The 23,780-nt window shown below is 58.2% G+C and carries 22 protein-coding genes and 1 pseudogene; 12 read left to right on the top strand and 11 right to left on the bottom strand.

All coding sequences use genetic code 11. The features are described from left to right. Nucleotides 1-19: 19 nt before the first annotated feature. The 11 genes and pseudogenes from QAZ22_RS07130 to QAZ22_RS07080 all read right to left on the bottom strand — a co-directional run bounded on the left by QAZ22_RS07130 (nt 20) and on the right by QAZ22_RS07080 (nt 13,618). Complete coding sequence (locus QAZ22_RS07130; RefSeq protein ID WP_063169261.1) at nt 20-580, bottom strand: CpaD family pilus assembly lipoprotein; 561 nt, start codon at nt 578-580, stop codon at nt 20-22. Between the two features lie 12 nt (nt 581-592). Next, nucleotides 593-2,014: a type II and III secretion system protein family protein gene (locus QAZ22_RS07125; RefSeq protein ID WP_063170365.1), complete on the bottom strand. Its 1,422-nt coding sequence runs from the start codon at nt 2,012-2,014 to the stop codon at nt 593-595. 71 nt (nt 2,015-2,085) lie between these two features. Beyond that, nucleotides 2,086-2,772 (bottom strand): response regulator transcription factor, encoded by a 687-nt coding sequence (locus QAZ22_RS07120; RefSeq protein WP_063169262.1) that lies wholly within the window; start codon nt 2,770-2,772, stop codon nt 2,086-2,088. Nucleotides 2,773-3,577: 805 nt separating this feature from the next. Next, nucleotides 3,578-3,746 (bottom strand): annotated as a pseudogene (locus QAZ22_RS07115) (transposase); the annotation flags it as partial. Between the two features lie 714 nt (nt 3,747-4,460). Then, nucleotides 4,461-5,495 carry an L-threonine 3-dehydrogenase gene (gene tdh / locus QAZ22_RS07110; RefSeq protein ID WP_063169264.1) on the bottom strand — a complete coding sequence of 345 codons (1,035 nt, stop codon included), beginning with the start codon at nt 5,493-5,495 and terminating at the stop codon, nt 4,461-4,463. Between the two features lie 65 nt (nt 5,496-5,560). Further along, the gene (locus QAZ22_RS07105) at nt 5,561-6,574 is read right to left on the bottom strand and encodes an adenosine kinase (protein ID WP_063170366.1); all 1,014 of its coding nucleotides are present in this window, start codon (nt 6,572-6,574) and stop codon (nt 5,561-5,563) included. A gap of 100 nt (nt 6,575-6,674) precedes the next feature. Further along, on the bottom strand, nt 6,675-7,850 hold the full coding sequence (metK, locus tag QAZ22_RS07100) for a methionine adenosyltransferase (protein WP_063169265.1): 1,176 nt from the start codon (nt 7,848-7,850) through the stop codon (nt 6,675-6,677). 57 nt (nt 7,851-7,907) lie between these two features. After that, complete coding sequence (gene glyA / locus QAZ22_RS07095; RefSeq protein WP_063169266.1) at nt 7,908-9,245, bottom strand: serine hydroxymethyltransferase; 1,338 nt, start codon at nt 9,243-9,245, stop codon at nt 7,908-7,910. A 37-nt stretch (nt 9,246-9,282) separates the two neighbouring features. Further along, nucleotides 9,283-9,627, bottom strand: coding sequence for a helix-turn-helix domain-containing protein (locus QAZ22_RS07090; RefSeq protein WP_082826567.1), 345 nt, complete (start codon nt 9,625-9,627; stop codon nt 9,283-9,285). 1,056 nt (nt 9,628-10,683) lie between these two features. Further along, nucleotides 10,684-12,618 carry an HrpF/NolX family T3SS translocon protein gene (locus QAZ22_RS07085; RefSeq protein WP_024505366.1) on the bottom strand — a complete coding sequence of 645 codons (1,935 nt, stop codon included), beginning with the start codon at nt 12,616-12,618 and terminating at the stop codon, nt 10,684-10,686. A 301-nt stretch (nt 12,619-12,919) separates the two neighbouring features. Further along, nucleotides 12,920-13,618, bottom strand: coding sequence for a secretin N-terminal domain-containing protein (locus QAZ22_RS07080; protein ID WP_024505367.1), 699 nt, complete (start codon nt 13,616-13,618; stop codon nt 12,920-12,922). A 187-nt stretch (nt 13,619-13,805) separates the two neighbouring features. Between QAZ22_RS07080 and QAZ22_RS07075 the strand changes: the two genes are divergently transcribed. From QAZ22_RS07075 to QAZ22_RS07020, 12 genes are all read left to right on the top strand, one after another. Continuing rightward, a complete protein-coding gene (locus QAZ22_RS07075) occupies nt 13,806-14,315 on the top strand; it encodes a nodulation protein NolB (protein ID WP_024505368.1) in 510 nt (169 codons plus the stop codon). 9 nt (nt 14,316-14,324) lie between these two features. After that, nucleotides 14,325-15,188 carry a type III secretion inner membrane ring lipoprotein SctJ gene (gene sctJ, locus QAZ22_RS07070; protein ID WP_024505369.1) on the top strand — a complete coding sequence of 288 codons (864 nt, stop codon included), beginning with the start codon at nt 14,325-14,327 and terminating at the stop codon, nt 15,186-15,188. Next, complete coding sequence (locus QAZ22_RS07065; protein WP_210326671.1) at nt 15,133-15,819, top strand: nodulation protein NolU; 687 nt, start codon at nt 15,133-15,135, stop codon at nt 15,817-15,819. The genes sctJ and QAZ22_RS07065 overlap by 56 nt, the downstream gene beginning before the upstream one ends. Further along, nucleotides 15,816-16,439, top strand: a complete 624-nt coding sequence (gene sctL / locus QAZ22_RS07060; RefSeq protein WP_024505371.1) for a type III secretion system stator protein SctL — start codon at nt 15,816-15,818, stop codon at nt 16,437-16,439. The genes QAZ22_RS07065 and sctL overlap by 4 nt, the downstream gene beginning before the upstream one ends. Further along, entirely contained in the window at nt 16,436-17,794 is a 1,359-nt protein-coding gene (gene sctN / locus QAZ22_RS07055; RefSeq protein WP_063169268.1) for a type III secretion system ATPase SctN, read from the top strand. The genes sctL and sctN overlap by 4 nt, the downstream gene beginning before the upstream one ends. Beyond that, complete coding sequence (locus QAZ22_RS07050) at nt 17,770-18,282, top strand: hypothetical protein (protein ID WP_063169269.1); 513 nt, start codon at nt 17,770-17,772, stop codon at nt 18,280-18,282. The genes sctN and QAZ22_RS07050 overlap by 25 nt, the downstream gene beginning before the upstream one ends. Before the next feature lie 89 nt (nt 18,283-18,371). After that, the gene (gene sctQ, locus QAZ22_RS07045; RefSeq protein WP_095769044.1) at nt 18,372-19,400 is read left to right on the top strand and encodes a type III secretion system cytoplasmic ring protein SctQ; all 1,029 of its coding nucleotides are present in this window, start codon (nt 18,372-18,374) and stop codon (nt 19,398-19,400) included. Beyond that, on the top strand, nt 19,393-20,058 hold the full coding sequence (gene sctR / locus QAZ22_RS07040; RefSeq protein ID WP_029354851.1) for a type III secretion system export apparatus subunit SctR: 666 nt from the start codon (nt 19,393-19,395) through the stop codon (nt 20,056-20,058). The genes sctQ and sctR overlap by 8 nt, the downstream gene beginning before the upstream one ends. 2 nt (nt 20,059-20,060) lie before the next feature. After that, nucleotides 20,061-20,336 (top strand): EscS/YscS/HrcS family type III secretion system export apparatus protein, encoded by a 276-nt coding sequence (locus QAZ22_RS07035; RefSeq protein ID WP_024505375.1) that lies wholly within the window; start codon nt 20,061-20,063, stop codon nt 20,334-20,336. 8 nt (nt 20,337-20,344) lie between these two features. Beyond that, nucleotides 20,345-21,163, top strand: coding sequence for a type III secretion system export apparatus subunit SctT (gene sctT / locus QAZ22_RS07030; RefSeq protein WP_063169270.1), 819 nt, complete (start codon nt 20,345-20,347; stop codon nt 21,161-21,163). Next, nucleotides 21,160-22,197: an EscU/YscU/HrcU family type III secretion system export apparatus switch protein gene (locus tag QAZ22_RS07025; protein WP_024505377.1), complete on the top strand. Its 1,038-nt coding sequence runs from the start codon at nt 21,160-21,162 to the stop codon at nt 22,195-22,197. Before sctT ends, QAZ22_RS07025 begins: the two co-directional genes overlap by 4 nt. A 355-nt stretch (nt 22,198-22,552) precedes the next feature. Then, nucleotides 22,553-23,356 carry a hypothetical protein gene (locus tag QAZ22_RS07020; protein ID WP_024505378.1) on the top strand — a complete coding sequence of 268 codons (804 nt, stop codon included), beginning with the start codon at nt 22,553-22,555 and terminating at the stop codon, nt 23,354-23,356. The last annotated feature ends 424 nt before the right edge of the window (nt 23,357-23,780 follow it).

The following is a 23,780-nucleotide window of genomic DNA, read 5'->3' as shown; positions in this document are numbered from 1 at the left end:
TGCCGAGATAAGGGCGGTATCAGCCACCTTTATCCGTCCCGAATGTTCTGTAAGTTGCAACTGGTACAGAAGCACGATCGCCATCGCCGGCCTTGACGGCCTGATTGTCGAGCAGATCGCGCGGATCGTTGACCATCACGGCCAGGTTATGTCCTGTCGAACAACCAAGCGGCTGTTTGAAGGATTCTTCATTGGGTAAGGCACCATATGAGGGACAGACCGGCGGACGGGCGTGATAGACAATCGCCTCAATTCGCACTGAGCCGGCGTCGTGTTGATCGCGCAATTGAATGTTGTCTTCTTCGATTGCCAACTGCCTGGCCTGATGGGCTACCCCTGCGCTGAGCTGGGGCGAACCGCTGATGAGGAGGTGGATGGCATCGAACCGGCCGCGACTGGCCTTGTCTAGGAAAACACGCAAACGCTGCCGTTCGGAAGCGCGCAGGCTTTGCAACGTCAGGACGGTGGTCTCCTCTCGGACAAGCATTGGTGCCGATGGTTCGACATCAACTGGCGTAGTGCTTGTGCAGCCACTTACGCTTGGTGCCAGAGCGACAAAGAGGATTATAAAACGCAACATCTTTGGATGACACTATTCGATGATGAAGCCGAGACCGCCCTGGGCGCTTGGCGCGCCCGCACGGATAGCAGCGCGGTCTCGCGGGGGACTTGTCACGGAATTCGTCGGAGCGCCCCCTCCGTTCAAAGCCGGTGCCGCCCGCTCGGTCGGTGCGCTCATCTGGTTTGGGTTGGAGCCTGGTCTTACAATGTAAGGCGTAACTAGAATGACCAGTTCTGACTCCTCTTTTTGAAACGAGGTCGAGCGAAAAAGCGGTCCCAGGATCGCCAGTTCTCCGAGCCAGGGAAAGGCCCTGACATCATTGTTGACGTTCCGCCTGATTAGACCGCCGATTGCGAAGCTCTGGCCGCTGGCGAGTTCGACGACCGTATCGGCTCGGCGCGTGGAAACTGCCGGCACGGAAATTCCGTTGATTTGCACGGCACCTTGCGTCGACAGTTCACTGACTTCGGGCGTTACGTGAATGTTGATTTGATTGTTGCTGAGAACTGTCGGCACAAATTCCAGACTGACGCCGAAGTGACGGAATTCAACCGATACCTGCCTGTTTTCCTGCAGGACAGGAATGGGAAATTCGCCGCCCGCGAGAAAGCTGGCCTTTTCACCCGACATAGCGGTGAGGTTCGGCTCAGCCAGGACGGAAGCTATATGCTCCTTGGCGAGCGCGTCGAGAACCGCGCTGACGTTGACGGCACCGTTGTCGAATCCGATTTCTGCTGTACCGCCACCCTGGGTTGAACCAGACCCAGCGCTTGCAGCGCTTCCGCTTAGAACGCCCACTTTGAAATTGCCGATTTGACCGAAGGCGGACAAGTTGACGCCGAGTGACTTCATGGCGCTGCGTGAGACTTCGGCTACGCGCACGCTGAGGTTAACTTGCAGGGATCCAGCGACCTTGATGTTGTTGACGACTTGCGCTCCGTCGCCCAGATATTGCTCAGTGACTCTTTTTGCGGTGTCGGCGACCTCTGCGTCGGGCGCCGTCCCGCTAAGGATTGCGCCGCGCGGCGTATAGTTGACGCGGATGGGATAGTCGCCGACCTGCTCCCGCAACATGGCGCGTAAATCCCCGATCGGTTGCGTGACAACGATACGCAATTCGGCGAGAGGCTCGCCATTGCCATCCAAGGCGAATAGGCTGGTCCGCCCCGATTTCTTGCCAAAGACGAAGATTGTTTTGCTCGATGGCGCCTGAAAATCCGCGATCGTGGGGTCAGCAACAAAGATGGTCGTGGCTGGCCCGGGCAGATGAACGGTCTCCCCGAGCGAAGAGGAAAGGGTCAGCGTGGCGTTGATGCTATTCGAAGCCGCATGCGGCGGGCCTTTGTCCTGCTTGTTTTGCGCCGCGACACCAAGTGGGAAAGTCACAATAAGCGCGCAGAGGAGATGGCCCAGGTAACGGGGCACTGCAGGTCTTGTAACCTTGTTGGCGATCGCCCGCCAATTGAGCGCAGCGCAAGGATGTTGAAGGATCAGCAAAATAGATCTTCTTTCGATTCGACAAACTATGCGGACGAGGCGTCAGTCAATTCTAGGATGTAACCAATGCCTCGGATGGTCTTGATCCGTGGCGTTGCACCTGATCTGGTCAGATGTCCCCGTAAACGATAAATTCCGACTTCAAGCGCGTTGGCAGACACGTCGTCGTTGAATGAATAGAGGTGATCTTCCAATTGCGCACGGGGCACGATGCGGCCTGCCCGGTTAAGCAGGTGCTCTAGAACACAGAGTTCGCGACGTGCGATCATCATTGGGTGCCCATCAACGAAAACCTGGCGGGCGACCGGATCAAAGTCGAGATTGCCAAATACGAGCCTCAGGTCGGTCATCTGTGTCGCCCGGCGCAGAATGGCTCTCATTCTGGCAATAAGCTCATCGGTAGAGATGGGTTTGAGCAGAAAGTCGTCCGCACCACCGTTGAAGATCGCAATTCGCTTATCGAGATCGTTAAGGCTGCTCATAATGACGGCAGGAACTGAATGCCCGTGGGTCCTCAACTGCCTCAGCCAACCCAAGCCATCGCCATCTGGCAGAGCCAATTCCAGCAGGAGAATTTCATAGCTGGCGCAAGAAAATGCACTCGAAGCCAGTTCCAGAGTACCAACGACATCAACGACGAAGCCGCCATCCCCGAGCGCAAGTCGCATGGCGCGCGCAAGATCCGCATGATGATCCACGAGCAGCGTTCGCATTTCATCTCCTCTCGAAGAGGGACGGCCCATCGAACGCGTCACCGGCGGCCATCTGATCGGAGCACACGGCGCGCAACTCGTCGCAGCTCTCGGAACTGGTCCGAGTCGGAGGGACATGCAAGTCGCTCGGTGGCAATAGGCGCGGGTGAGGACCAACTGACGGGCTCAAATACGCCGGTCGGCGAACCCACGAGGCCAGCAACCCGCGTGCGATTTCTCGTTGCATCATCTCTCCTACGTGCAGCCCCTGCGCTCGCAAGGCAGCGTCGCGGCTCAGAGCCCGATTCCCACAGAGGGTAGGGTTAGCTTTCGAGAAACTGATTGAACAAATCGATTATTTGGATCGAATGCATCCACGGTATGGATGCAGCGCACCATCTTCAACGACTGCGGCGTCCTGATGCACTGTTGTGTCTGTCGTGCTCTGCTTTTTTCGCTGTCCTTCAAGGCTGGCGAGCCTGGTGGAACCTGCGCGTCATTGGCTTGGTAGCTTGAATGCTCAACAACGGAGCGCCCTGCGCAAAGCCGCTCTCATTTCCAAAAAGCCTTGCAATCTGGTTGGAGCACTTCGCGCTCGACACCAAAATAGGCGAGGAAAACTGACGTCTGACAGGGATGTACATGCAACAGCCGATTTGCGGCACCAGCAAACGACCGCGTTCAGGCTGAAGATCGACGACCAACGGCTCCTCGATTTCCGCACTTTTACAAGCTCTTCCTGTGCGGGCGGATGCCGGCAAACAGCAGCACAGGGTCAGCGAAACCGGGAGCGGGCCTGCTTGATCGCCATGATCACATTGCCGCTGTCGCGCGTGCGGAGCGGAATGCAATCGGTCCAGCCGGCGGCAATCCGGTCAGCACCATCGTCTGCACGAAGCTCCCTGACGAAGACGTGCCCGAATGCGCTCAACAAAGCCGGGCGGCGGATCTTTCCAATCGCCGAAGGTGCGGGCTGGCACCGAGCGGCGAACTGCGAACTCATTCCTGCCCGGCGGCGCTGGCCGCCGCGAGCGTCGATGCGGACCCAGCCGCTCCGAATCCTCCCACAACACGATGAGCGCGTCGCGGACATCGCTGCCGTAACAGCGGCTGCGGCTCTTGCCCGCAGACGGCCTCTGCTCACGACGGTTCATAAGACGGATCGCGCGCTTGCGAATAATAGCCGGTTACCGCCTCGAACTCATCCAGAATGCGCCGCTTGTCAACGCCGCAATAAAGCTCCACGATCGCCGCTTCACCGTGTCGCCATGCTGAGCCGCGCCATCCTTCCCCCGAACCGGAATGGCACGACCTGTCCATCCCCTTTGGAACAGGACACTATTGGTAACATTTTGCTTGAGGCAATGCGGCTCGTTGCCTTCCTTTTCGCTGACCGGAAGGGTACCGGAAGTCGTCTATCGCATCTTACCCGCTGAAAGCGGCAACACCTCGACCTCAATCGCAGATCATAGGAAATAGACGATCGCGTCGGGGCCTCAGCATCGGTTCACCGGGTTTCCGTCATCGACTGAAGCGAATTGCCCCATCGACCGTCACCGGGTGGGCCGCGATACGTCGCCGTATATGATTAGCGAGCGCACGTAGCGGAGCCATAGCTCTCCACCCAGCCATGTTCCCCTAGTTGGAAAATGTCCGGCGGACCAGAGGTGCTGTCGTCAGCTTTTCCTGAATAGCGGCCAAGGCAATCCCTACCAGTCCATCACCACCTTGCCGGAACTGCCGCTCTTCATCGCATCGAAACCGATCTGAAAATCGTCGATGCCGATGCGGTGGGTGATCAGGCCGGAGACATCCAGCGGACCCTGCACAAGCGCGATCATCTTGTACCAGGTTTCGAACATCTCGCGGCCGTAGATGCCTTTGAGATGCAGCATCTTGAAGATGACCTTGTTCCAGTCGATCTCGAAGCCGGTCGGCGCGATGCCCAGAATGGCGATCTTGCCGCCATTGTTCATGGTGTCGATCATGTCGCGGAAAGCGGGGGCGGCGCCTGACATTTCGAGGCCGACGTCGAACCCCTCGGTCATGCCGAGCACCGGCATGACGTCGCGCAGCTTCTCCTTCGAGGCGTCGACGACATGCTGGACGCCGAGTTTCTTGGCTAGCGCCAGCCGCACCGGGTTGATGTCAGTGATGACCACTTTGCGCGCGCCGACGCATTGGGCGACGAGCGCGCCCATGATGCCGATCGGCCCGGCGCCAGTCACCAGCACGTCCTCGCCGACCAGATCGAAGGACAATGCGGTGTGGACGGCATTGCCCAAGGGATCGAAGATCGCGGCAATCTCATCGGGCACATCGTCGGGGATCGGCACGACATTGTGCTGCGGGATCGCCAGATACTCGCCGAAGGCGCCTGGACGGTTGACGCCGACGCCGAGCGTGTTGCGGCACAGATGCCCTCGCCCGGCGCGACAGTTGCGGCAATGGCCGCAGACGATGTGGCCTTCGCCCGATACACGCTGGCCGACCTTGTATTCGGTGACCGCTGCGCCGAAATCGGCAACGGTGCCGACGAATTCATGGCCCGTCACCATCGGCACCGGCACCGTCTTCTGCGCCCACTGGTCCCAATTGTAGATGTGCACGTCGGTGCCGCAGATCGCCGTCTTCTTGATCTTGATCAGCACGTCGTTGGGGCCGATTTCCGGCACCGGCACCTCTTCCATCCAGATGCCCGGTTCGGCCTTGGCCTTCACAAGCGCCTTCATCATGTTCGACATCAGGATTTCCCTATTCCGTGATTGCGCTTCTGGCGAGATAGCCTGCACAACGGGAAGGTAGGCCACTAACTCGTTTGAACGTCCGGAATGGTCAGCCCCGCCTGCTCAGCCTCGCGGCGCAAATTCTGACGGGGCCTGGGGCCGATCTGCTGGATCACCAATCCGGCTGCCAGTGAGCCAAGGTCGCCGCAAGTCTGCAGGTCGCGGCCTTGCGTGTAGCCATGCAGGAAGCCGGCGGCATAGAGATCGCCGGCGCCCGTCGTGTCGACCAGTTCCTTGATGGCGGTCGCCTTGATCACCACGGTCTCGTCGCCGCGCACGATCACCGAGCCTTTTTCCGAGCGGGTGACGGCGGCGATCCGGCAATCCTTGCGGATCTGGGCCAGCGCCTCGTCGAACGACGATGTCTGGTAGAGCGACTTGATCTCGTGGCTGTTGGCAAAGACGATGTCGACCGTGCCCGAGCGCACCAGGTCGAGGAATTCGTCGCGGTAGCGGTCGACGCAGAACGAATCCGACAGCGTCATCGACACTTCTCGGCCTGCCGCGTGCGCCAGCTTCGCCGTCTGGCGGATTGCCTCCTTGGCGCGCGGCGGGTCCCACAGATAGCCTTCGAAATAGGTGACCTTGGCGCCGGACGCCTTGTCGGCTTCGACATCCTCAGGGCCAAGCTCGACGCAGGCGCCGAGATAGGTGTTCATCGAGCGCTCGCCGTCGGGCGTGACGAAGATCATCGAGCGCGCCGTCGGCGGCTCACCCTTGAGCGGCGTGGTGCCGAAGGCGACGCCCTGCGCATGGATGTCGTGGGCGTAGATTTCGCCCAGCGCATCGTTGGAGACCTTGCCGAAGAAGGCCGCGCGGCCGCCAAAGCTGGCGACGCCGGCCGCCGTGTTGCCGGCGCTGCCGCCGGACGCTTCGATCGCCGGGCCCATGCGGCTGTAGAGCAGTTCGGCGCGTTGTGTGTCGATGAGGTTCATCGCGCCCTTGATGATGCCGTTGGTCTCGAGGAATTCCTCGTCGCACTGGGCGATGATGTCGACAATGGCATTGCCGATGCAAAGCACGTCATAATCCGGCATCAAAATCTCCGCCAAAACCCGAGCCGGCTTCTTGCCACGCCGGCCGGGCGTGGTCTCGCGAGTTGAAATGGGTTGCCGCATGCGCTTGATCCAGCCGCCCTCACGCAGCTGCCGGTCCGGCTTCACGCAGCAAATCGTCAGCTTTGTCCGTCTTCTCCCAAGTGAACTCAGGCTCTTCACGCCCGAAGTGTCCGTATGTCGCCGTCTTGCGGTATATCGGCCGTAAGAGATCAAGCATCTTGATGATGCCTTTCGGTCGGAGATTGAAAACCTCGAGAACAAGGCGCTCGATCCTTTTTTCCTCGATCCTTGCGGTTCCGAAGGTATTGACCATGACAGAAACCGGACTGGCCACGCCGATCGCGTAGGCAAGCTGAACCTCGCAGACCTCCGCAAGGCCGCTGGCAACGATGTTCTTCGCGACATACCGGGCGGCATAGGCCGCCGAGCGGTCAACCTTGGATGGGTCCTTGCCCGAAAAGGCACCGCCGCCGTGACGCCCGGTCCCACCGTAGGAATCGACGATGATCTTCCGTCCTGTGAGGCCGCAGTCGCCGGCAGGCCCACCGACCACGAACCGCCCTGTTGGGTTGACCAGAAATCTGATCCCCGAAGTATCCAGGTGGGCCGGCAGGACCGGTTTTATGATCTCCTCAATGACGCCTTCGCGGACCGTGGCTTGTGAGACCGCTTCGTCATGCTGCGTTGACAGGACTATGGTATCCAGCGCCACCGGGCGGAGCCCTTCGTAGCGTACCGACACTTGAGATTTCACGTCCGGACGCAGCCAGCCAAGCTGTCCCGCTTTCCGGACCTCGGCCTGTCTTTTCGTCAAATGGTGAGCGAGTTGGATCGGCAGGGGCATCAATGTATCCGTCTCGTTGCATGCGAATCCAAACATGATGCCCTGATCCCCTGCCCCTTGCCCGAGATCCTGCCCTCGTCCTTCATCAACGCCCTGGCTTATGTCGGGCGACTGCTCGGTGAGGGCCAGAACGACGGCGCAACGTCGACCATCAAAGCCAATCGCATCATCGTCGTAGCCAATATCGAGTATCGTATCGCGGGCGACTTGGCTGTAATCGATGTGGGCATGGCTGGTGATCTCGCCAGCCACAACGACCATCCCCGTCTTCACCAACACTTCACAGGCGACGCGCGCCTTCGGATCGGTGCGCAGGACCGCATCGAGAATGGCATCGGAGATGTTGTCTGCCATCTTATCGGGGTGTCCCGCGCCGACGGATTCGGAAGAGAACACGAACTGCCTGGTCATAAAAATGCCCTCGCTTCAAGTGCTGGAGTTAGTGAGGAGTTTCTGGATTGGGGTGGCTTATCGGTCGGGGATGCCGGGAACATCGAACGCAGTGCAGAAGTCGGCAACGTCTCTTCGTACGCTCGCATGAACTTCCTGGTCATCGGGCTGGCGGCAGACCGAGTCGATGAAAGCGGCGATCTGCACCATCTCCGTTTCGCGCATGCCCATGGACGTCACCGCTGGTGTCCCTAAGCGGATGCCGCTTGTCAGCGCCGGATGCCGCCGGTCGCCCGGGACCATATTGAAATTCGCAATGATGCCTGCACGCGATAAGCGCTCCGCATAGGCTTTGCCTGACAGCGACCGGTCCCGAAGATCAAGGATCAGCATGTGATTGTCAGTGCCCCCGGTGACGAGTTCATAACCTCGCTCCAGAAGTGCCTGGGCCAGAGCCTTGGCGTTGTGGACGATCTGCTGACCGTAGACACGAAAGGACGAGTTCGCTGCTTCCTGCAAAGCGACGGCAAGCGCGGCGATAGTATTCATATGCGGTCCGCCTTGCAGAAGAGGGAACACGGCGCGGTCTATACGTTTGGCCAGATTGTGTTTGCTCTTCGGATGATGGAGGGGCTGATAACGGTCTTCATTCCTTGATAAAATGAAGCCACCCCGGGGACCGCGGATCGACTTGTGAGAGGTGCTGGTGACCACATCGCAATGGGACACGGGGTTCGGATGCACTCCTGCGACAACCAGGCCGCAGATGTGGGCGATGTCAGCCACCAGATACGAGTTCACCTCCGAAGCAATTTCGGCCATTGCCGCGTAGTCAAAAATACGCGGATAAGCAGTTCCGCCGACCCAAATTAGCTTCGGGCGTTCCCGCTTGGCGGTCTCGCGCAAGTGGTCATAGTCAATTTGCTGTGTCTTTTCGTGCAGCCTGTACGGGACGCGCTGATAATCGCTGCCGGAAAAATTGACGGACCAACCGTGAGTCAGATGGCCGCCTTCGGGTAAAGGCAAGCCCATGACTTTGTCACGGGGGCTCAAAAGCGCGCGATAGACAGCCTGGTTGGCTGGCGAGCCTGAATAAGGCTGGACGTTGGCATGTTCACTGCCAAATAGCGCTTTCAGGCGCTCGATCGCGAGGGTCTCAAGCTCATCGACGATCTCGTTTCCGGCGTAGTAGCGCGCACCGGGGTATCCCTCGGCATACTTGTTGGTGAAAATCGACCCGGTCGCTTCCAACACCGCCGAGGAGGCAAAGTTCTCGGAGGCGATCAGTTTGAGAGTTGTCCGCTCCTGACGCTCCTGTCTTAGAAGCAGTTCGTGAACGCGGGAGTCGACGGCGGCTAAGTGAGGCCGCCCGTAAGTGTCGGGCTGCGCGATGGCGCCGCCGGCGGAGTTATCCATGGTAGTCGCGCTCCATTTGGACTGATCTATTTCACGATCAAGCAGGCGGTCCCTTCAACCGCGCGTCTTGTATTGCTTCCAGGCGTTGTAGGTCTCTTTTATGATGGCCATCATCGTGGGGCAGGAGATCGACCACCAATTGAGCCAGCTCGCCATCCTTGCCTCCTGCTTGCATATGGTACGAAGACTGCGGACGTTGTTCGTTGCAGCAAAGAAAGTTGGCTCTGACCAGCCGCCGAACGTGGCGTCGAACCTGCTCGCGAGGCAGACCGGTAATATCGGCCAGCTCGCCGACGGTTAGATCCGCATGCGCGCAAAGGCCCAGGATTCGAAGGCGATCAAGATGCGCTGCCGTCCTTAGGCGATTTACCAGTGTCAACATTGGTTAGCATCAACCCGGACGGGATGCAGCAAGCCGCTAGCCCTTCTATCCCCATCAATCCGCATGAGACCTCTCTCGTCATTTGCTGTAAATCCGCTGGTATGGATGCTAATGGAAGATAGATCACAGTCCTTTCTACGACTAAGACGCCAGATATTGGGGCTAATGTACCACCTGACAGGAGACTACACTCACGAACATTATGTGAATTTTTTTTAACGTTGCTGAGAATCAAGGGGGAGGTTTGGCGAATGTCTCGCCGTCGACTGTCGAATCCTGCCCGACGGGATTATAGGGTGCGTAGCCTGCTTGTCCTTTCCACATGACCAGCGACGATGGGGCGAAGGCGGCAGACATAGCTCTGGAGCATGCTGCGGTATCTTTGGCCTGAAGCCGAGGAAGGCGGACCGTGGCTTCCGCGCCGCTGCCGGGAGCCCGCGAACAGGCCAAGTGGATCAGCCGGGTGTTGCCGTCATAGAGCGTGAGACCCAAAGCTGGCCAGCCGCGCCCTGAGGCTGACGCACCGCTCAGCGTCCACCTTGCTCTCGAAGCCCATCGGCATAGCGCCGATAACGACTTGACCGCGTGCGTGTCGACGAGCGATCGGTGAGCGCAAGGATCGAGGGTGCAGTGCAGGATAATGCTGTTTTAAATCAGCGCTGTTTTCAGCCGACTGCCTTGAGCGTGGCACGAGGATATAGGCCCAAGGCAGGAGATCATCGTCTGCTGTTCGGGAGGCCGCCCTGGGCGCGCGACAGCCGTTCCTTCGGCTGCGCCGCTCCGCCACCATCCGCGCCGTGCCTTCCGGAGACCATTCCCGCTACCGGCCGGCGCCCGTGAAAACCTCGACCCGGCGCACCGGCTCGAGATGGCTGGGCTCAGCGTAACTCTGAAGTCGTCATATACCGAAGTCTTCACAGACTTCGGACATCCCCCTCACAGTCCGATCCAGATGGCGTCAGGAACACCGCTTGCGTTGATGCGGATGAACCCCTGCTTGTGCCACAATGACCCTTATGTCAGCGCGCGAGCCAAAGCTTCCGCGCAAGGCGACGGCTAGGATAAGGCAATGCCGACGAAGGGCACATTGCTTGCCACACTCTGGAATGATGGCATGCTCGGAAGGCCTAGGCTTTGCTCAGGGCCGCCTGCAAGGCGCGCTTTGAGGTTATTCACATAGCCTTCTGCGTAGTCCTGCGCCGTCGAGACCGAAAGATCAATGCCTGCCGCCAAGGCCTCTTCCATCAGGTGCTTTACGAGCCCATTTCGAATGGCCAGCTTGACCTCGGGGCCTGCGATAAGGCCGATCGCCTGCGCGGCCATATTGAGGCCAGCTTCCTCCAGCGCTCGCTTCATATCGCCTCCGTTAATGGCCGTACGCAGGAGATTGGCTGCTTGCGACTCAGCCTCGAGAACCATCGAGGCAAGATCGGCTACTTGTCCGAGGCCCGGAATGAAGCTGAGCAGTCCCACCGCCGTTGCCGCCAAGTCGAGCACTTTCGTCTCGATTTTGAGCACGGAGTCGACGACGTGCATGACGGCCCCGCCGTTCTTTTTGGCTGACTTAATGTCAGGCTGGTCCATCAGGCCCATCTTCATGTCCGCGACGGCATTCTGCTCTTCTGCGGTTTGGGCGCCGTGGGTGATTGGCTGCTGAACGTTGCGGTTCGCAGACGACATGTTTGTGCAAAAATGGGCAAAGTCTTTTTTGCTGATATTGCCGGAATCAACCGTATGCCCGCCGCCAAAGTCGAAGAATTTATGATGGGTCTTATAGCCCGTGATCGAATTGTTCAGGAGGCCAAACAAAAGAGGATCTGAAAGGAGCTGAGAGGCTGCTTCCCGCACTTTCGGATCAAGGCTCTTGTCGTCTTTCATTTTCGCCAGTTTGTCGCGAGTCAGAACACCGCTTCCAAAGAACGTGTCCTGATGGTCCTTGATCATCTCGACCGTATTCAGCTCAGTTTGCGTGAGGCTCATCGACGATGAGGCGACTTGCAGGAAATCCTCTTTGTGCATCTTCCCTTTCGAGCCACCGCACAACTGGTTCCAAGCATCGGGGTGATCGAGGAAATATTGCGCCGCCGCAATGACCTGGGGCGGAAATTTGCCGTTTTTCGATTCGCCGCCGACCATTTTCTTGAACTCATCCAGACTCAGGTCCTTGGACAGATTTTCGGAGTACCGGTAAAACTCCCGCAAGGCATCGCTCAAGGTCATGACCGAAGGCTGCAAACCTCCGCTGCCGTCGGATGGTATGTAGTTCTGCTCGTAGCTTCGCGCTTGGGCTTCCTGAAATGCAGCAACTTGTGGGTGGTGGTTTGAAAATCCGGCCAAGTCCTTGGCGTTGATCTTGCCTCCACAGCGGCCGTCGCCCTGCGAGCCAATCGCATAAAAAAGTCCCGAATCCTGCTGCAGTCCCTGGATCGCCGCTTTCAGATCCGGTGGCGTAGAGGGATCATTGGCTTTGTCGGTCAACGACTTCCAAGTAAGCGGGCATTGGTCCTTGTGACGGTTGAGTACCGCAACAATCTGCAACTCAGCCGTGGTCAGCGACCCACCGTTCCACGTGATTCCGGGGCTCGGCCTGGGAGCCGGCTCGATCTTCGGAGTGACGCCGAGCAGATGTTGGGCTTCAGTCGCCTTGGAGCGTTGCGATTGGTCCTCCTTGAGAGCCGCCCTCATATTTGGCGGCAGCAGATCCAGTGGGTGTTGCTCCAAGCCATTCAATGTCAAGACATCCGGTGCCAGATGGCCCAAAGGGTCCTGCCGCAATTTATCCATTGTCGAATCAAGATTCGACGCTGGCAGATCCCCTTGCGCGAAAGAGCCGGGCTTGTCTGCCAGCACACAAGTGGACAGCATCGCTTCGAAGCACGATGCACTTTGCTGATGCTGGGTCGCAAAATGGGAAACTTTCAGGCCCGGCCAACCCCTTGCGGACTGTAGCGAATTTGAGCGGTAGAAAGTTGAAAGATTACTGGCCGACATTATGCATCCTCAGACGTGACGTTGAAATCCCCACAAGAGACCCCGACAGAAGATCCCTTGCGTTTCACAAAATTCGACAATTCCAAGCGTCGGCAGGTCACGAATGCGCCTGCCCTGCCTTCAATTGCTGTGTTCCGGGCCGGCTCCAAGGTTCGGTCCAACACAATGGCCGGAGTCACCGCGAGAGCTGCCGGGACTCATCATGAGCGGATTAGCTTTCGAGAAACTGACGAGTTTGCGAAGAGTTCACAAAGGGGTAGCCGCAGTCATGTTCTTCAGAGCTGCGGGAAATCCTCAATGTTCATTTCTTGCCCAGCTCAGGCTTCCCGCCAACGCTATCCTGTTGTGGGATGTCAGAAGAATAAGAAGCATCCGGTCGTCCGTCGCGAACGACCGTAGTGGAGGAGCCGCGAAACAAGATCAGCACTGATTCCTTTGGCGTTGCCGCTATGTGAGTCTGCGCCTGCGCCTGCGCCACCAAGCCGTTAAAGGTCTGCTCCACGAGTGCGACGAAGCGCGGTGGACCGGAAACGAAGACGAGGCCATTGCCTGGCACGGGTTTGACCACATAGCGCTCGTCGGAGATATCAAGCTTGTCGAGAGCCCCCTTGAACGCATCGAAGCGAATCGACGTCATCAAAAGCATTCGAGTTTGCGATTCTTGTGCAGCAGACACATAGAGCACAAGGCCGTCATAGTACCATTGTAGACCGTAAAGGTTCGTCAAGCGGTCGAGGAACGCGCGCGGTGGCAAATCAGGCATACGTCCGCGAATTCGCCCCTTCACCGCAGGACTGATGTTGACCCTGATATTCAGGTTGTTGCCGAATTCCTGCAACGCTGCAGCGAGCTCCTGATCCAGAACCGTGTATCTATAGGGTGTCGCCGGAAGGGACAGCGGGACTGCATGCGCCGGGTGAATCCCGGTGGACAGAAAAAACCCGGCACAAAGAAGTCTCAAAACATGCAGGGTGACGGGTTGGATAAGCGTTCTCGGCATGTCGCACTGATAAACCAAACGCTGAAATCATCACAAGTGACTAAATTGCCGAAGAGATTTTAGATTGTCGAAATGACGCCGCCGTTAGTCAGCTTGTTGTCAGCTTGCCCCCCTAGGAGTGTTGCGCCGACACCGGGTGATGAATGGGCGGGGCTCGCCCGGTCAGAGAGAGCAACCGAGTCCTTACATGATGATGCCTGTCACGTCGATCTCTGCCACTCTAACGGCTGGCCTCCCCAGGGTCGGATCACCGTCGATTGTCGAGCAGGCCCAGTTTGAGCGCGCCTTAGGGCATGCAGCCGACTCGCTGAAAAACGATGCCGCCGCGGGGCCAGCGAGTGCGGCGCCAGTTGCTGCGGCGATGGATGTTCAGCGCGCGGCTGCGCCGACGAGCGGCATGGGCGATCGCGTGTTGCAGACGATTTCCTCCCTATATCCACACAACACTGTTTCCTTCCCCGCGCTCGACCATGACATAGCCCTTTCGAAGGGCGCTCTACCGGGACCGGCGCAGAAGCTTCCCGTTCCAGGTGAGGCGGGAACCGGAATCTCGGGCATTCCCCAACAAGGGCAAGACTTCGAAACGATGATGGCTGGTCTTCGGGATGTTTACAACGGCGTCACCCAGGTGGCGCTTATCTCCAAAGGCGTCAGCGGCGTCACATCATCCGTGAATAAACTTTTGAAGGAAGGCTGAACCGCGCGCATGATTGGCTTGGCCGAGGGCGAAATCATGCGTGGCCTGTCAGGGTGGCGGTCGGTTAGACTTGTCATGCTGCCAGTTCTCGTCGCCCTCACTGCTTGCAAAGCCGACCTCTACACGCAATTGCAAGAGCGTGAGGCAAATGAAATGCTCGCACTTCTTGAAGACAACGGGGTCGCCGCGATCCGGGTGGTCGCCAAGGATGGAACCAGCACGATCCAGGTTGACGAAAAGCTGCTCGCCTTCTCAATCAACCTTCTGAACGCCAAGGGGCTGCCGCGCCAATCCTTCAAGAACCTCGGTGAGATATTCCAAGGATCAGGCCTGATTGCCTCGCCGACCGAAGAGCGTGCCCGTTACGTGTATGCCCTGAGCGAAGAGTTGTCGCGGACGATCAGCGATATCGATGGCGTTTTTTCTGTACGTGTTCACGTCGTGCTGCCGCATAACGACCTTGTGCGAGCCGGTGCCACGCCATCCTCGGCCTCGGTGTTTATCAGGCACGACGCAAAAACAAATGTCGCGGCTCTGCTGCCAAAGATAAAGATGCTTGTAGCCGACAGCATCGAAGGCCTGTCCTACGATAAGGTGGAAGTGGTTTTGGTGCCGGTAGAACGTTCCGCACACGAGCAACGGCCCGATCCGACTGCTGTTTTGCCACAAGCATCACTACCTCTTCCTGCGCCACTTCTGGCGACCGTAACAGGTTTTGCCGCAGCCGTATTCGCCGTGGCCTGTTATCTCTTGATCGGCGTTGTTACGCGTCGGCGCAAGCAATCAACCGGCGTTTCCAAGGTCGAGGGGCGCCGGGATGCTTCTGCTGTCGAGGCCATTCGCAAAAGAATGCCTGCAATTGGACGTGGGTGACATCTCATTGCCAATGCCTATACAGACCGCCCGACCTGATGGTCCGCACTTTCCGGGCGCGAGCGAGCTTGCGGCTTCGGCCCATCCAACCCGTCTTGCGGCGCGTCTTGATCCAGCGTTATCGGCCGAAACGTTAGTGAAGTTGCAGAAGTGTTCCAGACTGCATCCAAGGCTGGCAGAATTGCTGGGCAACGATGACGTGGATCTGAACCACATCGGCTGCAGGCCGGACCTTCTACGCGGGCATGATCCATATCGAGCGACCCTTCTTGCTGGTAGTATCTGGCATGCCCGTTCGCTGGTCGCGTTTGTCTCTCAGCCTGAGCTTGCCATCCTTGTTAAACGCATCGGCGTGGATGCACACGCATTCGGAATCCGACACCTGCTGCATGCTGTTGACAAAAGACTGATCTCGGACCCAGAAAAACTCGCTCAGCAAATCGAATACGATGGACACGCATGTCTTGGAGCTTGGCTCCAGGACAGTTCAGCGACCGAGCGTAACCGCGTGCTTCTTCGATTGCCCGAGGGGACTGCCGCGGAGACTCCAGCACATGAGCATTGGACCGCCGCCGGCCAATTGCTTTCACTTGTAGTAGCTCATTTTGAGACAGAGACCCCGGTGAAATGACAGTCGAACTTTCCGAGGGGCCAATAGCGCCGCAGATGCGTCCAGTCGGACCACTGATACCCGCGAGCGAGCTCGAAACCTGGCACAGCGCCGCGCAAGCCCTTGCCGCGGCAGAACGGCATCGGCAGCGCGTTCGAAACTGGGCACGCGCGGTTTACCAGCGGGCGTGGGCGCGCGGCCACATGGAGGGCTCGAATGCAGGCACCGAGGAGATGGCAGGGTTGATTGCGGAGACAATCTCCGAAATCGCGCGACGAAAGGCGGCTCTGGAGCAGGAATTGCCGCAGCTCGTGATGGAAATATTGAGCGATCTTATCGGCGCTTTCGATCCGGGCGAGCTATTGGTGAGGGCTGTTCGTCACGCCATAGAGTGTCAATACAGCGGCGCCGACGTTTGCCTTCATGTTTCTCCCATGCAAGTCGACATGCTTGCACGAGAGTTTGCTCGATGCGACGGCCAGGATGGTCGACCAAGGGTGCGGATCGAGCCCGACCCGACATTGTCGCCGCAACGCTGCGTGCTGTGGAGCGAGTACGGCAATGTTGACCTTGGACTTGACGCCCAGATGCGCGCGCTGCGCCTTGGTTTCGGGACGCTCTGTGAGAAAGGCGAGCTATGAGAAAGCCCGTCCCAGAACATAACGCTGACGCCCACACTCGAGCTCTCGTTCCAGCAATCTCGTCTTTGAGGGCTGCGGCCAAGCGAATTGACACGCGTGCGGTGCGCGGTCGGATCACGCGGGCTATCGGCACACTGGTTCATGCCGTCTTGCCAGACACTCGTATTGGGGAACTTTGCCTCCTAGAGGACCCGCGAACCGGGCTGTCGCTCGAGGCCGAGGTGATCGGCCTGTCGGGTGATGGTGTATTGCTGACACCGATCGGGGACTTGGTGGGCCTATCCAGCCGCGCAGAGGTCGTGGCCACTGGCCGAATGCGTGAGGTGCCCGTCGGCGGCGATTTGCTCGGTCGCGTGATCGACAGTCGTTGCCGCCCATTGGACGGCAAAGGCGAAATCAAGACCGTCGAAACTCGGCCCCTGCATGGCAGAGCCCCCAATCCGATGACGAGGCGCATGATTGAGCGGCCATTCCCGCTTGGGGTCCGTGTCCTCGATGGTCTGCTGACGTGCGGCGAGGGCCAGCGGATCGGGATTTATGGCGAGCCAGGTGGTGGCAAGTCGACGCTGTTGTCACAGATCGTAAAGGGTGCCGCCGCTGACGTCGTCATAGTGGCGCTCATAGGCGAACGTGGACGGGAAGTTCGTGAATTCATCGAAAGGAATCTTGGTGAAGAGGGCCTTCTCCGTACGGTCGTCGTGGTTGAAACATCCGACCGCTCGGCGGTAGAGCGTGCGCAATGCGCTCCAATGGCGACTGCGCTCGCGGAATATTTCCGCGATCAAGGCCTACGCGTTGCTCTCATGCTGGATTCGCTGACGCGCTTCTGCCGCGCTATGCGCGAAATAGGCCTTGCTGCGGGTGAGCCGCCGACGCGACGGGGCTTTCCTCCTTCCGTTTTTGGCATGCTGCCAGGCCTGCTCGAGCGCGCCGGCATGGGTGAGCGGGGCTCAATCACGGCCTTCTATACGGTGCTTGTAGAGGGTGATGGCACGGGTGATCCAATCGCCGAGGAATCGCGTGGTATTCTCGATGGCCATGTCATCCTCTCACGCGCTATTGCGGCGCGATCGCATTTCCCCGCTATTGATGTGCTGCAGAGTCGCAGCCGCGTCATGGATGCAGTCGTTTCGGGGACACATCGCAAGGCAGCATCCATTTTCCGCGAGCTCCTGTCGCGCTATGCCGAGACCGAGTTCTTGATCAATGTTGGCGAATACAAGCCAGGTGGAGATCCCCTGACTGACCGGGCTGTCGCGTCAATCGACGAACTGAGGGAGTTTCTGCGCCAGAGCGAAGATGACGCGTCAGATTTCGAGGAGACGGTCGCATGGATGTCGCGTCTGACCGCGTAAACTGGATTCAGTCTTCGAGTATACGGCTTCTGAAGGAAATGCAAGAGCGTCGTGCCCTTGGCGAGCTGTCCAAGAAGGAAGCCCAGCGCGATGTGGCCGCCTCAGCCGTACAAAATGCCTCTAGGGAGCTTGCAATGATACAGCAACATTGTTCAAGAAAAGAAGCAGCGCTCTATCAGCATCTGATGTCACTCGACAACTTGTCTAGCGCAGCGCTCGACCGTCACCGCCTTCACACTGAACAACTTGCCGCTGAGATCAATTCCAGACGGCAGATGCTTGATGATACCCAAATCGCTCAAGAGGAGGCTGAGATGGCGGCGTCCAGGACGAGGGAGCTATGGGTCATATGTTCGGCGGCAAGGGACAAATGGCAACAAATCGAGGACGACGTGCGGCGCGCCGTCGAGACTCATTCGGAGGCCGCAGCCGAGATCGAGGCCGACGATGAGATACTGCTGAAATATGCGAGGGGGTCGCTTGCCTAAATGCCGCGCAACCGGATCCGACGGTCGCAAGAGGTCGTCCGAATGACACGACCGTGCAGTCTTTGATAGGCGCTGCGGTCACACCCGCCATGTTCGAACCAGTTCTGAAACTGTCCCACACGGTTGTCTCGTGGCTCAATGATACAGCAGCGCCGCGCACGCCGTTTCAAAGCCGGATCAACGAGGTGCCGCTATCGGTGCGAACGGCAGGGCTTGTCTGGCAGCAGGAACCTGCTGCCATTCCGATGCTTGACTGCGTCTGGAGAGTGGGAGCCGAAACGGTCATCTTGTCACTGTCGCGCCCGCTCGTAGAGGAGTTCATCACGACAGTGCAGAACGGCTTGGCCTTCCCTTCCGAGCCAACTGCTTCGCTAATTCTCGAACTCGCTCTGGAGCCGCTTGTCACTCGACTGGAGGAGACGACGCGTCTGAACGTGCAACTCGTGCGGGTATGCGAAGCCACGATGCTGGCTCCTCATCTTGAACTCGACATCATTTTCGGCGCGGTCAAGGGCAAGGGCCGTCTATTCCTGTTCACGCCACTTGACGGCTTAGTACCGCCTGCGTTTCGCGCGCTAGGCGAACTGCTTGCCCAGTTGCCGCGGCAGCTGGGCGGGCTGCCTCCAGAGCTCCCGCTCATTGTTGCAGGAGAGGTCGGCACGCTTCGCCTTCCTGCGGCGCTTCTTCGAAGCGCATGTGTCGGTGATGCATTGTTGCCCGATATTGCGCCGTTCGGCCGCGGCCAGATCACCCTAGCTGTCGGCCAGTTGTGCGCCGAGGCGGATCTTGACGGCGATGAATTAATCTTGCGGGGGCCTTTCCGCCCGCGACCGTGTCCTTTGGAGAGTGCGCATATGACACAACCCGGATCGCAACTGGAGCTTACTAAGGATCTCGACGATGTCGAGATCGTGCTTGTCTTTGAATGCGGCCGCTGGCCTATTTCTCTTGGGGAATTAAGAAGTGCCGGCGAAGGGCATATTTTTGAACTTGGATGGCCGATCGACGGCCCGGTCGACATAGTGGCCAATGGTCAGCGTATCGGGCGTGGCGACATTGTCCGCATCGGAGAAGAGCTGGGCATCAGGCTCCGTGGCGGGTTTGCATGCAATGAGTGAAGCTCAGCCGACAATCCTGGCGCTTCTTGCGGTTACCGCCGGACTCGGTCTGCTGGTTTTAGCAGTTGCCACGACAACGGCCTTTGTAAAGGTATCAATTGTTCTTTTCCTCGTCCGCAATGCGCTCGGGACCCAGACCATACCACCCAATGTGGTGCTGTACGCCGCGGCGATGATCCTCACTATGTTCGTTAGTGCGCCCGTTGCTGAGCAGACCTATGACCGCATGTCGGATCCCAAGCTCCACTATCAGACATTCGACGACTGGGTAAGCGCCGCTAAAGCCGGAAGTGAGCCCTTGCGCGAGCATCTCAAGAAATTCACAAATGAAGAGCAGCGGCGATTTTTCCTATCTTCGACAGAAAAGGTCTGGCCAGAGGAAATGCACGCTGCAGCCACGCCTGATGACTTTGCAATACTTGTACCATCTTTCTTGCTATCAGAATTGAAGCGCGGATTTGAGATAGGATTTCTACTTTATCTGCCTTTTATTGTTATAGATCTGATAGTGACAACTATCTTGATGGCAATGGGTATGTCGATGGTCTCACCAACTGTTATATCTGTTCCGTTCAAGATCTTCTTGTTTGTTGCCATTGATGGTTGGTCAAAATTGATGCATGGGCTTGTGCTGAGTTATACGTTACCGGGAGGCTGATCATCACTGAATCCAGCATCATTACTCTTATGAGCCAATCACTGGTGGTTTTCATGATCTGGATTCTACCGCCGCTCATTGCATCAGTGGTTGTCGGCCTCGTCATCGGCATCCTCCAGGCGGCGACGCAGATCCAGGATGAAAGCTTGCCGCTCACCGTGAAGCTTCTGGTCGTTGTCGCGGTGATTGGGCTGTTTGCTCCTGTGCTAAGCGCCCCGCTCATAGAGCTAGCCGATCAGATCTTCACCGAGTTTCCCGCAATGACACTTAGCTACTAGTCCGCCCCATGGACGCGCCATCGGCCGATATTCAAATTCTGATCCAGACGGCTTTCGAACTCGTCGTTGCGGCAGGTCTTGGGGCAGCCCGCGCGATGGGCATCATGCTGATCTTTCCCGTATTCACACGCTCGCAGATCAGTGGGCTGATCCGGGGCTGTTTGGCTGTTGGCTTCGCACTACCATGCCTGGCACACGTCAGCGGCGGATTGCCGGCGCTGGATCCTGATACGCGCCTGATCCAGCTAACCCTGCTCGGATTCAAGGAAGTTTTTGTCGGTGTACTCCTTGGCACTTTTCTTGGCATTCCGCTTTGGGGCCTTCAGGCTGCCGGGGAGCTTATCGACAACCAACGCGGCATCAGCAGCCCGACCGCTTCGGCCGATCCCGCGACGAACAGTCAGGCTTCCGCGATGGGCGTTTTTCTGGGGATCACTGCGATTGCCATATTCGTCGGATCAGGAGGCCTGGAAACTTTGATCAGTGTCCTGTACCGCAGCTACTTGATCTGGCCGGTGTATCAGTTTCACCCGACACTGAGCGGGCCAGGAGCAATGGAGTTGTTGGGGCTTCTCGACAGCATAATGCGCACGGCATTATTGGTTTCGGGGCCTGTCGTGTTCTTCCTGATACTGATTGATATATCGATGATGCTGCTGCGTCGCTTTGCCCCGCAATTTAAGGCGAGCCAACTGTCTCCGGCAATCAAGAACATTGTCTTTCCAGTTCTCATGGTCACCTACGCTGCCTATCTGGTGGAGAGCATGAAACTGGAGGTCACACGTGCCAACGGCGTGCTGGAGTGGTTCGACAAATTGCTGCCATGAGCGACACAAGTGAAGAGAAGACACACGCCGCCAGCCCGAAGAAGTTAAGTGAAGCGCGCAAAAAAGGACAGCTGCCACGTAGCTCCGATTTCGTCCGCGCGGTCGGGACTTGCGCTGGGCTCGGCTACCTTTGGCTAAGAGGCAGCGTGATCGAGGACAAATGCCGGGAAGCGCTCCTATTAGCCACCAAGTTGCAGAGCCTACCTTTCGATACCGCGGTGCCGCAGGCATTGGTTGTGCTCGTCCAACTCACAGTCGCGGCTGTTGGCCCGCTGCTTGGAACCCTTGTCGCCGCGGTGATTTTGGCCAGCCTGCTAGCCAATGGTGGATTTGTCTTCTCTCTGGAGCCGATGAAGCTCAGCTTTAAGAAAATTGACCCCTTTGAAGGGCTGAAGCGCTTGGGGTCTGCTCGTTCCATGGTCGAAGTCTGCAAGACCATGTTCAAGGTATTGGTTCTCAGCGCAACCTTTTCCATTGTCCTTCTCGGGATGTGGAAGACAATGGTCCCTCTGCCGATCTGCGGCATGGGCTGTGTTGGCCTCATCTTTATGGAGACAAAATTGCTGATGGGAATTGGCGCCGGCGCACTGCTGGTCGGCGGACTGATCGATCTTCTGCTCCAGCGCGCGTTGTATCTGCGCGAAATGCGCATGACCAATACCGAAGTGACGCGCGAGTCGAAGGATCAGCAAGGAGCGCCAGAGTTGAAAGGTGAACAGCGTCGCATCCGCGAGGAGGCGGCCGACGAGCCTGCGCTTGGCGTGCATCGCGCCACGCTGGTCTTAACAGGAAGGGCGGTCCTGATCGGTCTGCGTTACGTTCGCGGTGAAACCGGGGTGCCGTTCTTAGTTTGCCGTGCCGAAGGTGAGCGCGTTTCACATGTGTTGAGCGAGGCGCGGGCACTACGCCTGACGATCGTCCATGACCATGTCTTAGCGCGTCAGCTGATAGGCACTACAAAACTCGGCCACGCGGTTCCTATGCAATATTTCCAGCCTGTCGCGAAAGCATTCTTTGCCGCAGGCTTGGCCTAGTCATGGAAGTCCACGACTGCCCAGTTCAAAACTGACCTGGCTCCATGCTAGTGGCAAATGTCGGCTGGCCATCCGTGCCCCAGTGTCTCTGTCAGGCCAACCGCGCAACCGCGGGCCTGGGGCAATCACTCCCCTCGGATCTGCCACCCAGCAACTACGGCAAGTCCTCCGGGCATGACCTTGCAGCCTCTGCTGGCCGGTGCGTGGCGCAGTCCGAGGTTTTGAGGCCGGCAGTGCGGATTTGATTGGTGCAGCCGTTGGAATGCCCTCGTCAGCTAGTCGTCAACTAAGCGCCCTATGTTGAACAGCCGTGCTAACTTGAGCTCGGTTGCGAAACATAGGAGTACGAATCGTCATGTATGGTCGAATTGGTGGCTCATCCGATAGTTACCGCGCGCATAATGCCGGCGAGCAATCGGATGCAGGAAGCGAAGGGTTCGCGGACACATTTGCCCGAATGCACTTATCCGGATCGGAAGGTAGCGGCGCCTCATCATCGGCGGCTCCCCAAGCATACTCCCTCAATTCCCGACCTCCTGTGGTGGAGATCAACAGGACTTCCTTCAGGAGACAGGTGAGGCAATTTCATGGTGATGAAATCACGCACATCGCCGACAATCCTCAAGAGTATTCGGAGTTCGTATCGTCACGAGCCAGGCGCACCGCGGACGTTGCTCAGCAATATGGCATCCGTCGAGATACGGAGCACGCGCGATATTTCAGTTACCAATTGGGAGACCGGAGTGCCGGACTGCTGAGAATGGAAGGCGGATTCAGCATGAACGAGTTCGAATCGGAAAGTTGGCGGGAACAATTTCCTGGTCGAACTGAGGTCACTTCCATAGTGGATCTTCAAGTCGCCCATCCGCTCGTCGAAAATGCGGGCGATATTCTGCTGGAGCATCAACTTCGGATAGACGGCGACCGACCGTTGCTGAATTGGCGTGCGGCTAATCCGGAAGCACAAGCGCGCGCGCAGACGATGGGGTTTGTTGAAGTGGATCATGGCGACCTGGTGCTTGACCCTACGCAGCATCCCGACAAATGGACGAAGAACAGTGCCGGTGAGTGGCAGCGTGCAGGCAAACCTCCACTCTATCTCCACAAAACCGAGGATAGCGACAGCAGCGATAGCGGGTCCGACGACGATTTCATGTGATTTGTCGACCCGCCGCCGAGCCTTGCAACTGGTGACGGTTGCAAGGCTGTTGGCAGTGAATGCTAATTGTCCGGCGACAGCCCCGCCTTAGCGCCAGCGCCGCCGAGCAATCCAGCCCATCTCCCAGACAATAAACTGCGGATGCGCATCGTGGGTGCTTGCGAGCGGATTGTATTCGGGCCGGAACTCCGCCTCTTGGAACCGAGCTCTCCCGAATCCAATTTTCTCCACCACACCGTTGGGTCGTTGCGATGCGCCGATCCCGATCGGATCGGCTATGCCTGCTCCGCGCTCGCAGGAAGACCTTCCGCCTCGATCTTGGCGGCGCGATCTCGGCGATAAGTTGGATGGGAGGCAAGATACGCCGCCACGTCAACAGCCGGTAACGCGACATCGCAAATCGGCCCTGACGGTAGCCGATCGA

It is taken from the genome of Mesorhizobium sp. WSM4906, assembly GCF_029674625.1.
In the GTDB taxonomy this organism is placed as follows: domain Bacteria; phylum Pseudomonadota; class Alphaproteobacteria; order Rhizobiales; family Rhizobiaceae; genus Mesorhizobium.
This window is presented reverse-complemented; position numbering and strand designations above follow the sequence as displayed.

Coding starts and splice junctions, on each gene's coding strand:
- QAZ22_RS07080 (WP_024505367.1), bottom strand. CDS start 13,618: ATGCCGAGAACGCTTATCCAACCCGTCACCCTGCATGTTTTGAGACTT.
- sctJ (WP_024505369.1), top strand. CDS start 14,325: ATGATTGGCTTGGCCGAGGGCGAAATCATGCGTGGCCTGTCAGGGTGG.
- sctN (WP_063169268.1), top strand. CDS start 16,436: ATGAGAAAGCCCGTCCCAGAACATAACGCTGACGCCCACACTCGAGCT.
- QAZ22_RS07065 (WP_210326671.1), top strand. CDS start 15,133: ATGCTTCTGCTGTCGAGGCCATTCGCAAAAGAATGCCTGCAATTGGAC.
- QAZ22_RS07085 (WP_024505366.1), bottom strand. CDS start 12,618: ATGTCGGCCAGTAATCTTTCAACTTTCTACCGCTCAAATTCGCTACAG.
- sctT (WP_063169270.1), top strand. CDS start 20,345: ATGGACGCGCCATCGGCCGATATTCAAATTCTGATCCAGACGGCTTTC.
- QAZ22_RS07130 (WP_063169261.1), bottom strand. CDS start 580: ATGTTGCGTTTTATAATCCTCTTTGTCGCTCTGGCACCAAGCGTAAGT.
- QAZ22_RS07075 (WP_024505368.1), top strand. CDS start 13,806: ATGATGATGCCTGTCACGTCGATCTCTGCCACTCTAACGGCTGGCCTC.
- sctL (WP_024505371.1), top strand. CDS start 15,816: ATGACAGTCGAACTTTCCGAGGGGCCAATAGCGCCGCAGATGCGTCCA.
- QAZ22_RS07120 (WP_063169262.1), bottom strand. CDS start 2,772: ATGCGAACGCTGCTCGTGGATCATCATGCGGATCTTGCGCGCGCCATG.
- glyA (WP_063169266.1), bottom strand. CDS start 9,245: ATGGATAACTCCGCCGGCGGCGCCATCGCGCAGCCCGACACTTACGGG.
- tdh (WP_063169264.1), bottom strand. CDS start 5,495: ATGTCGAACATGATGAAGGCGCTTGTGAAGGCCAAGGCCGAACCGGGC.
- sctQ (WP_095769044.1), top strand. CDS start 18,372: ATGTTCGAACCAGTTCTGAAACTGTCCCACACGGTTGTCTCGTGGCTC.
- sctR (WP_029354851.1), top strand. CDS start 19,393: ATGAGTGAAGCTCAGCCGACAATCCTGGCGCTTCTTGCGGTTACCGCC.
- metK (WP_063169265.1), bottom strand. CDS start 7,850: ATGACCAGGCAGTTCGTGTTCTCTTCCGAATCCGTCGGCGCGGGACAC.
- QAZ22_RS07050 (WP_063169269.1), top strand. CDS start 17,770: ATGGATGTCGCGTCTGACCGCGTAAACTGGATTCAGTCTTCGAGTATA.
- QAZ22_RS07090 (WP_082826567.1), bottom strand. CDS start 9,627: ATGTTGACACTGGTAAATCGCCTAAGGACGGCAGCGCATCTTGATCGC.
- QAZ22_RS07105 (WP_063170366.1), bottom strand. CDS start 6,574: ATGCCGGATTATGACGTGCTTTGCATCGGCAATGCCATTGTCGACATC.
- QAZ22_RS07020 (WP_024505378.1), top strand. CDS start 22,553: ATGTATGGTCGAATTGGTGGCTCATCCGATAGTTACCGCGCGCATAAT.
- QAZ22_RS07025 (WP_024505377.1), top strand. CDS start 21,160: ATGAGCGACACAAGTGAAGAGAAGACACACGCCGCCAGCCCGAAGAAG.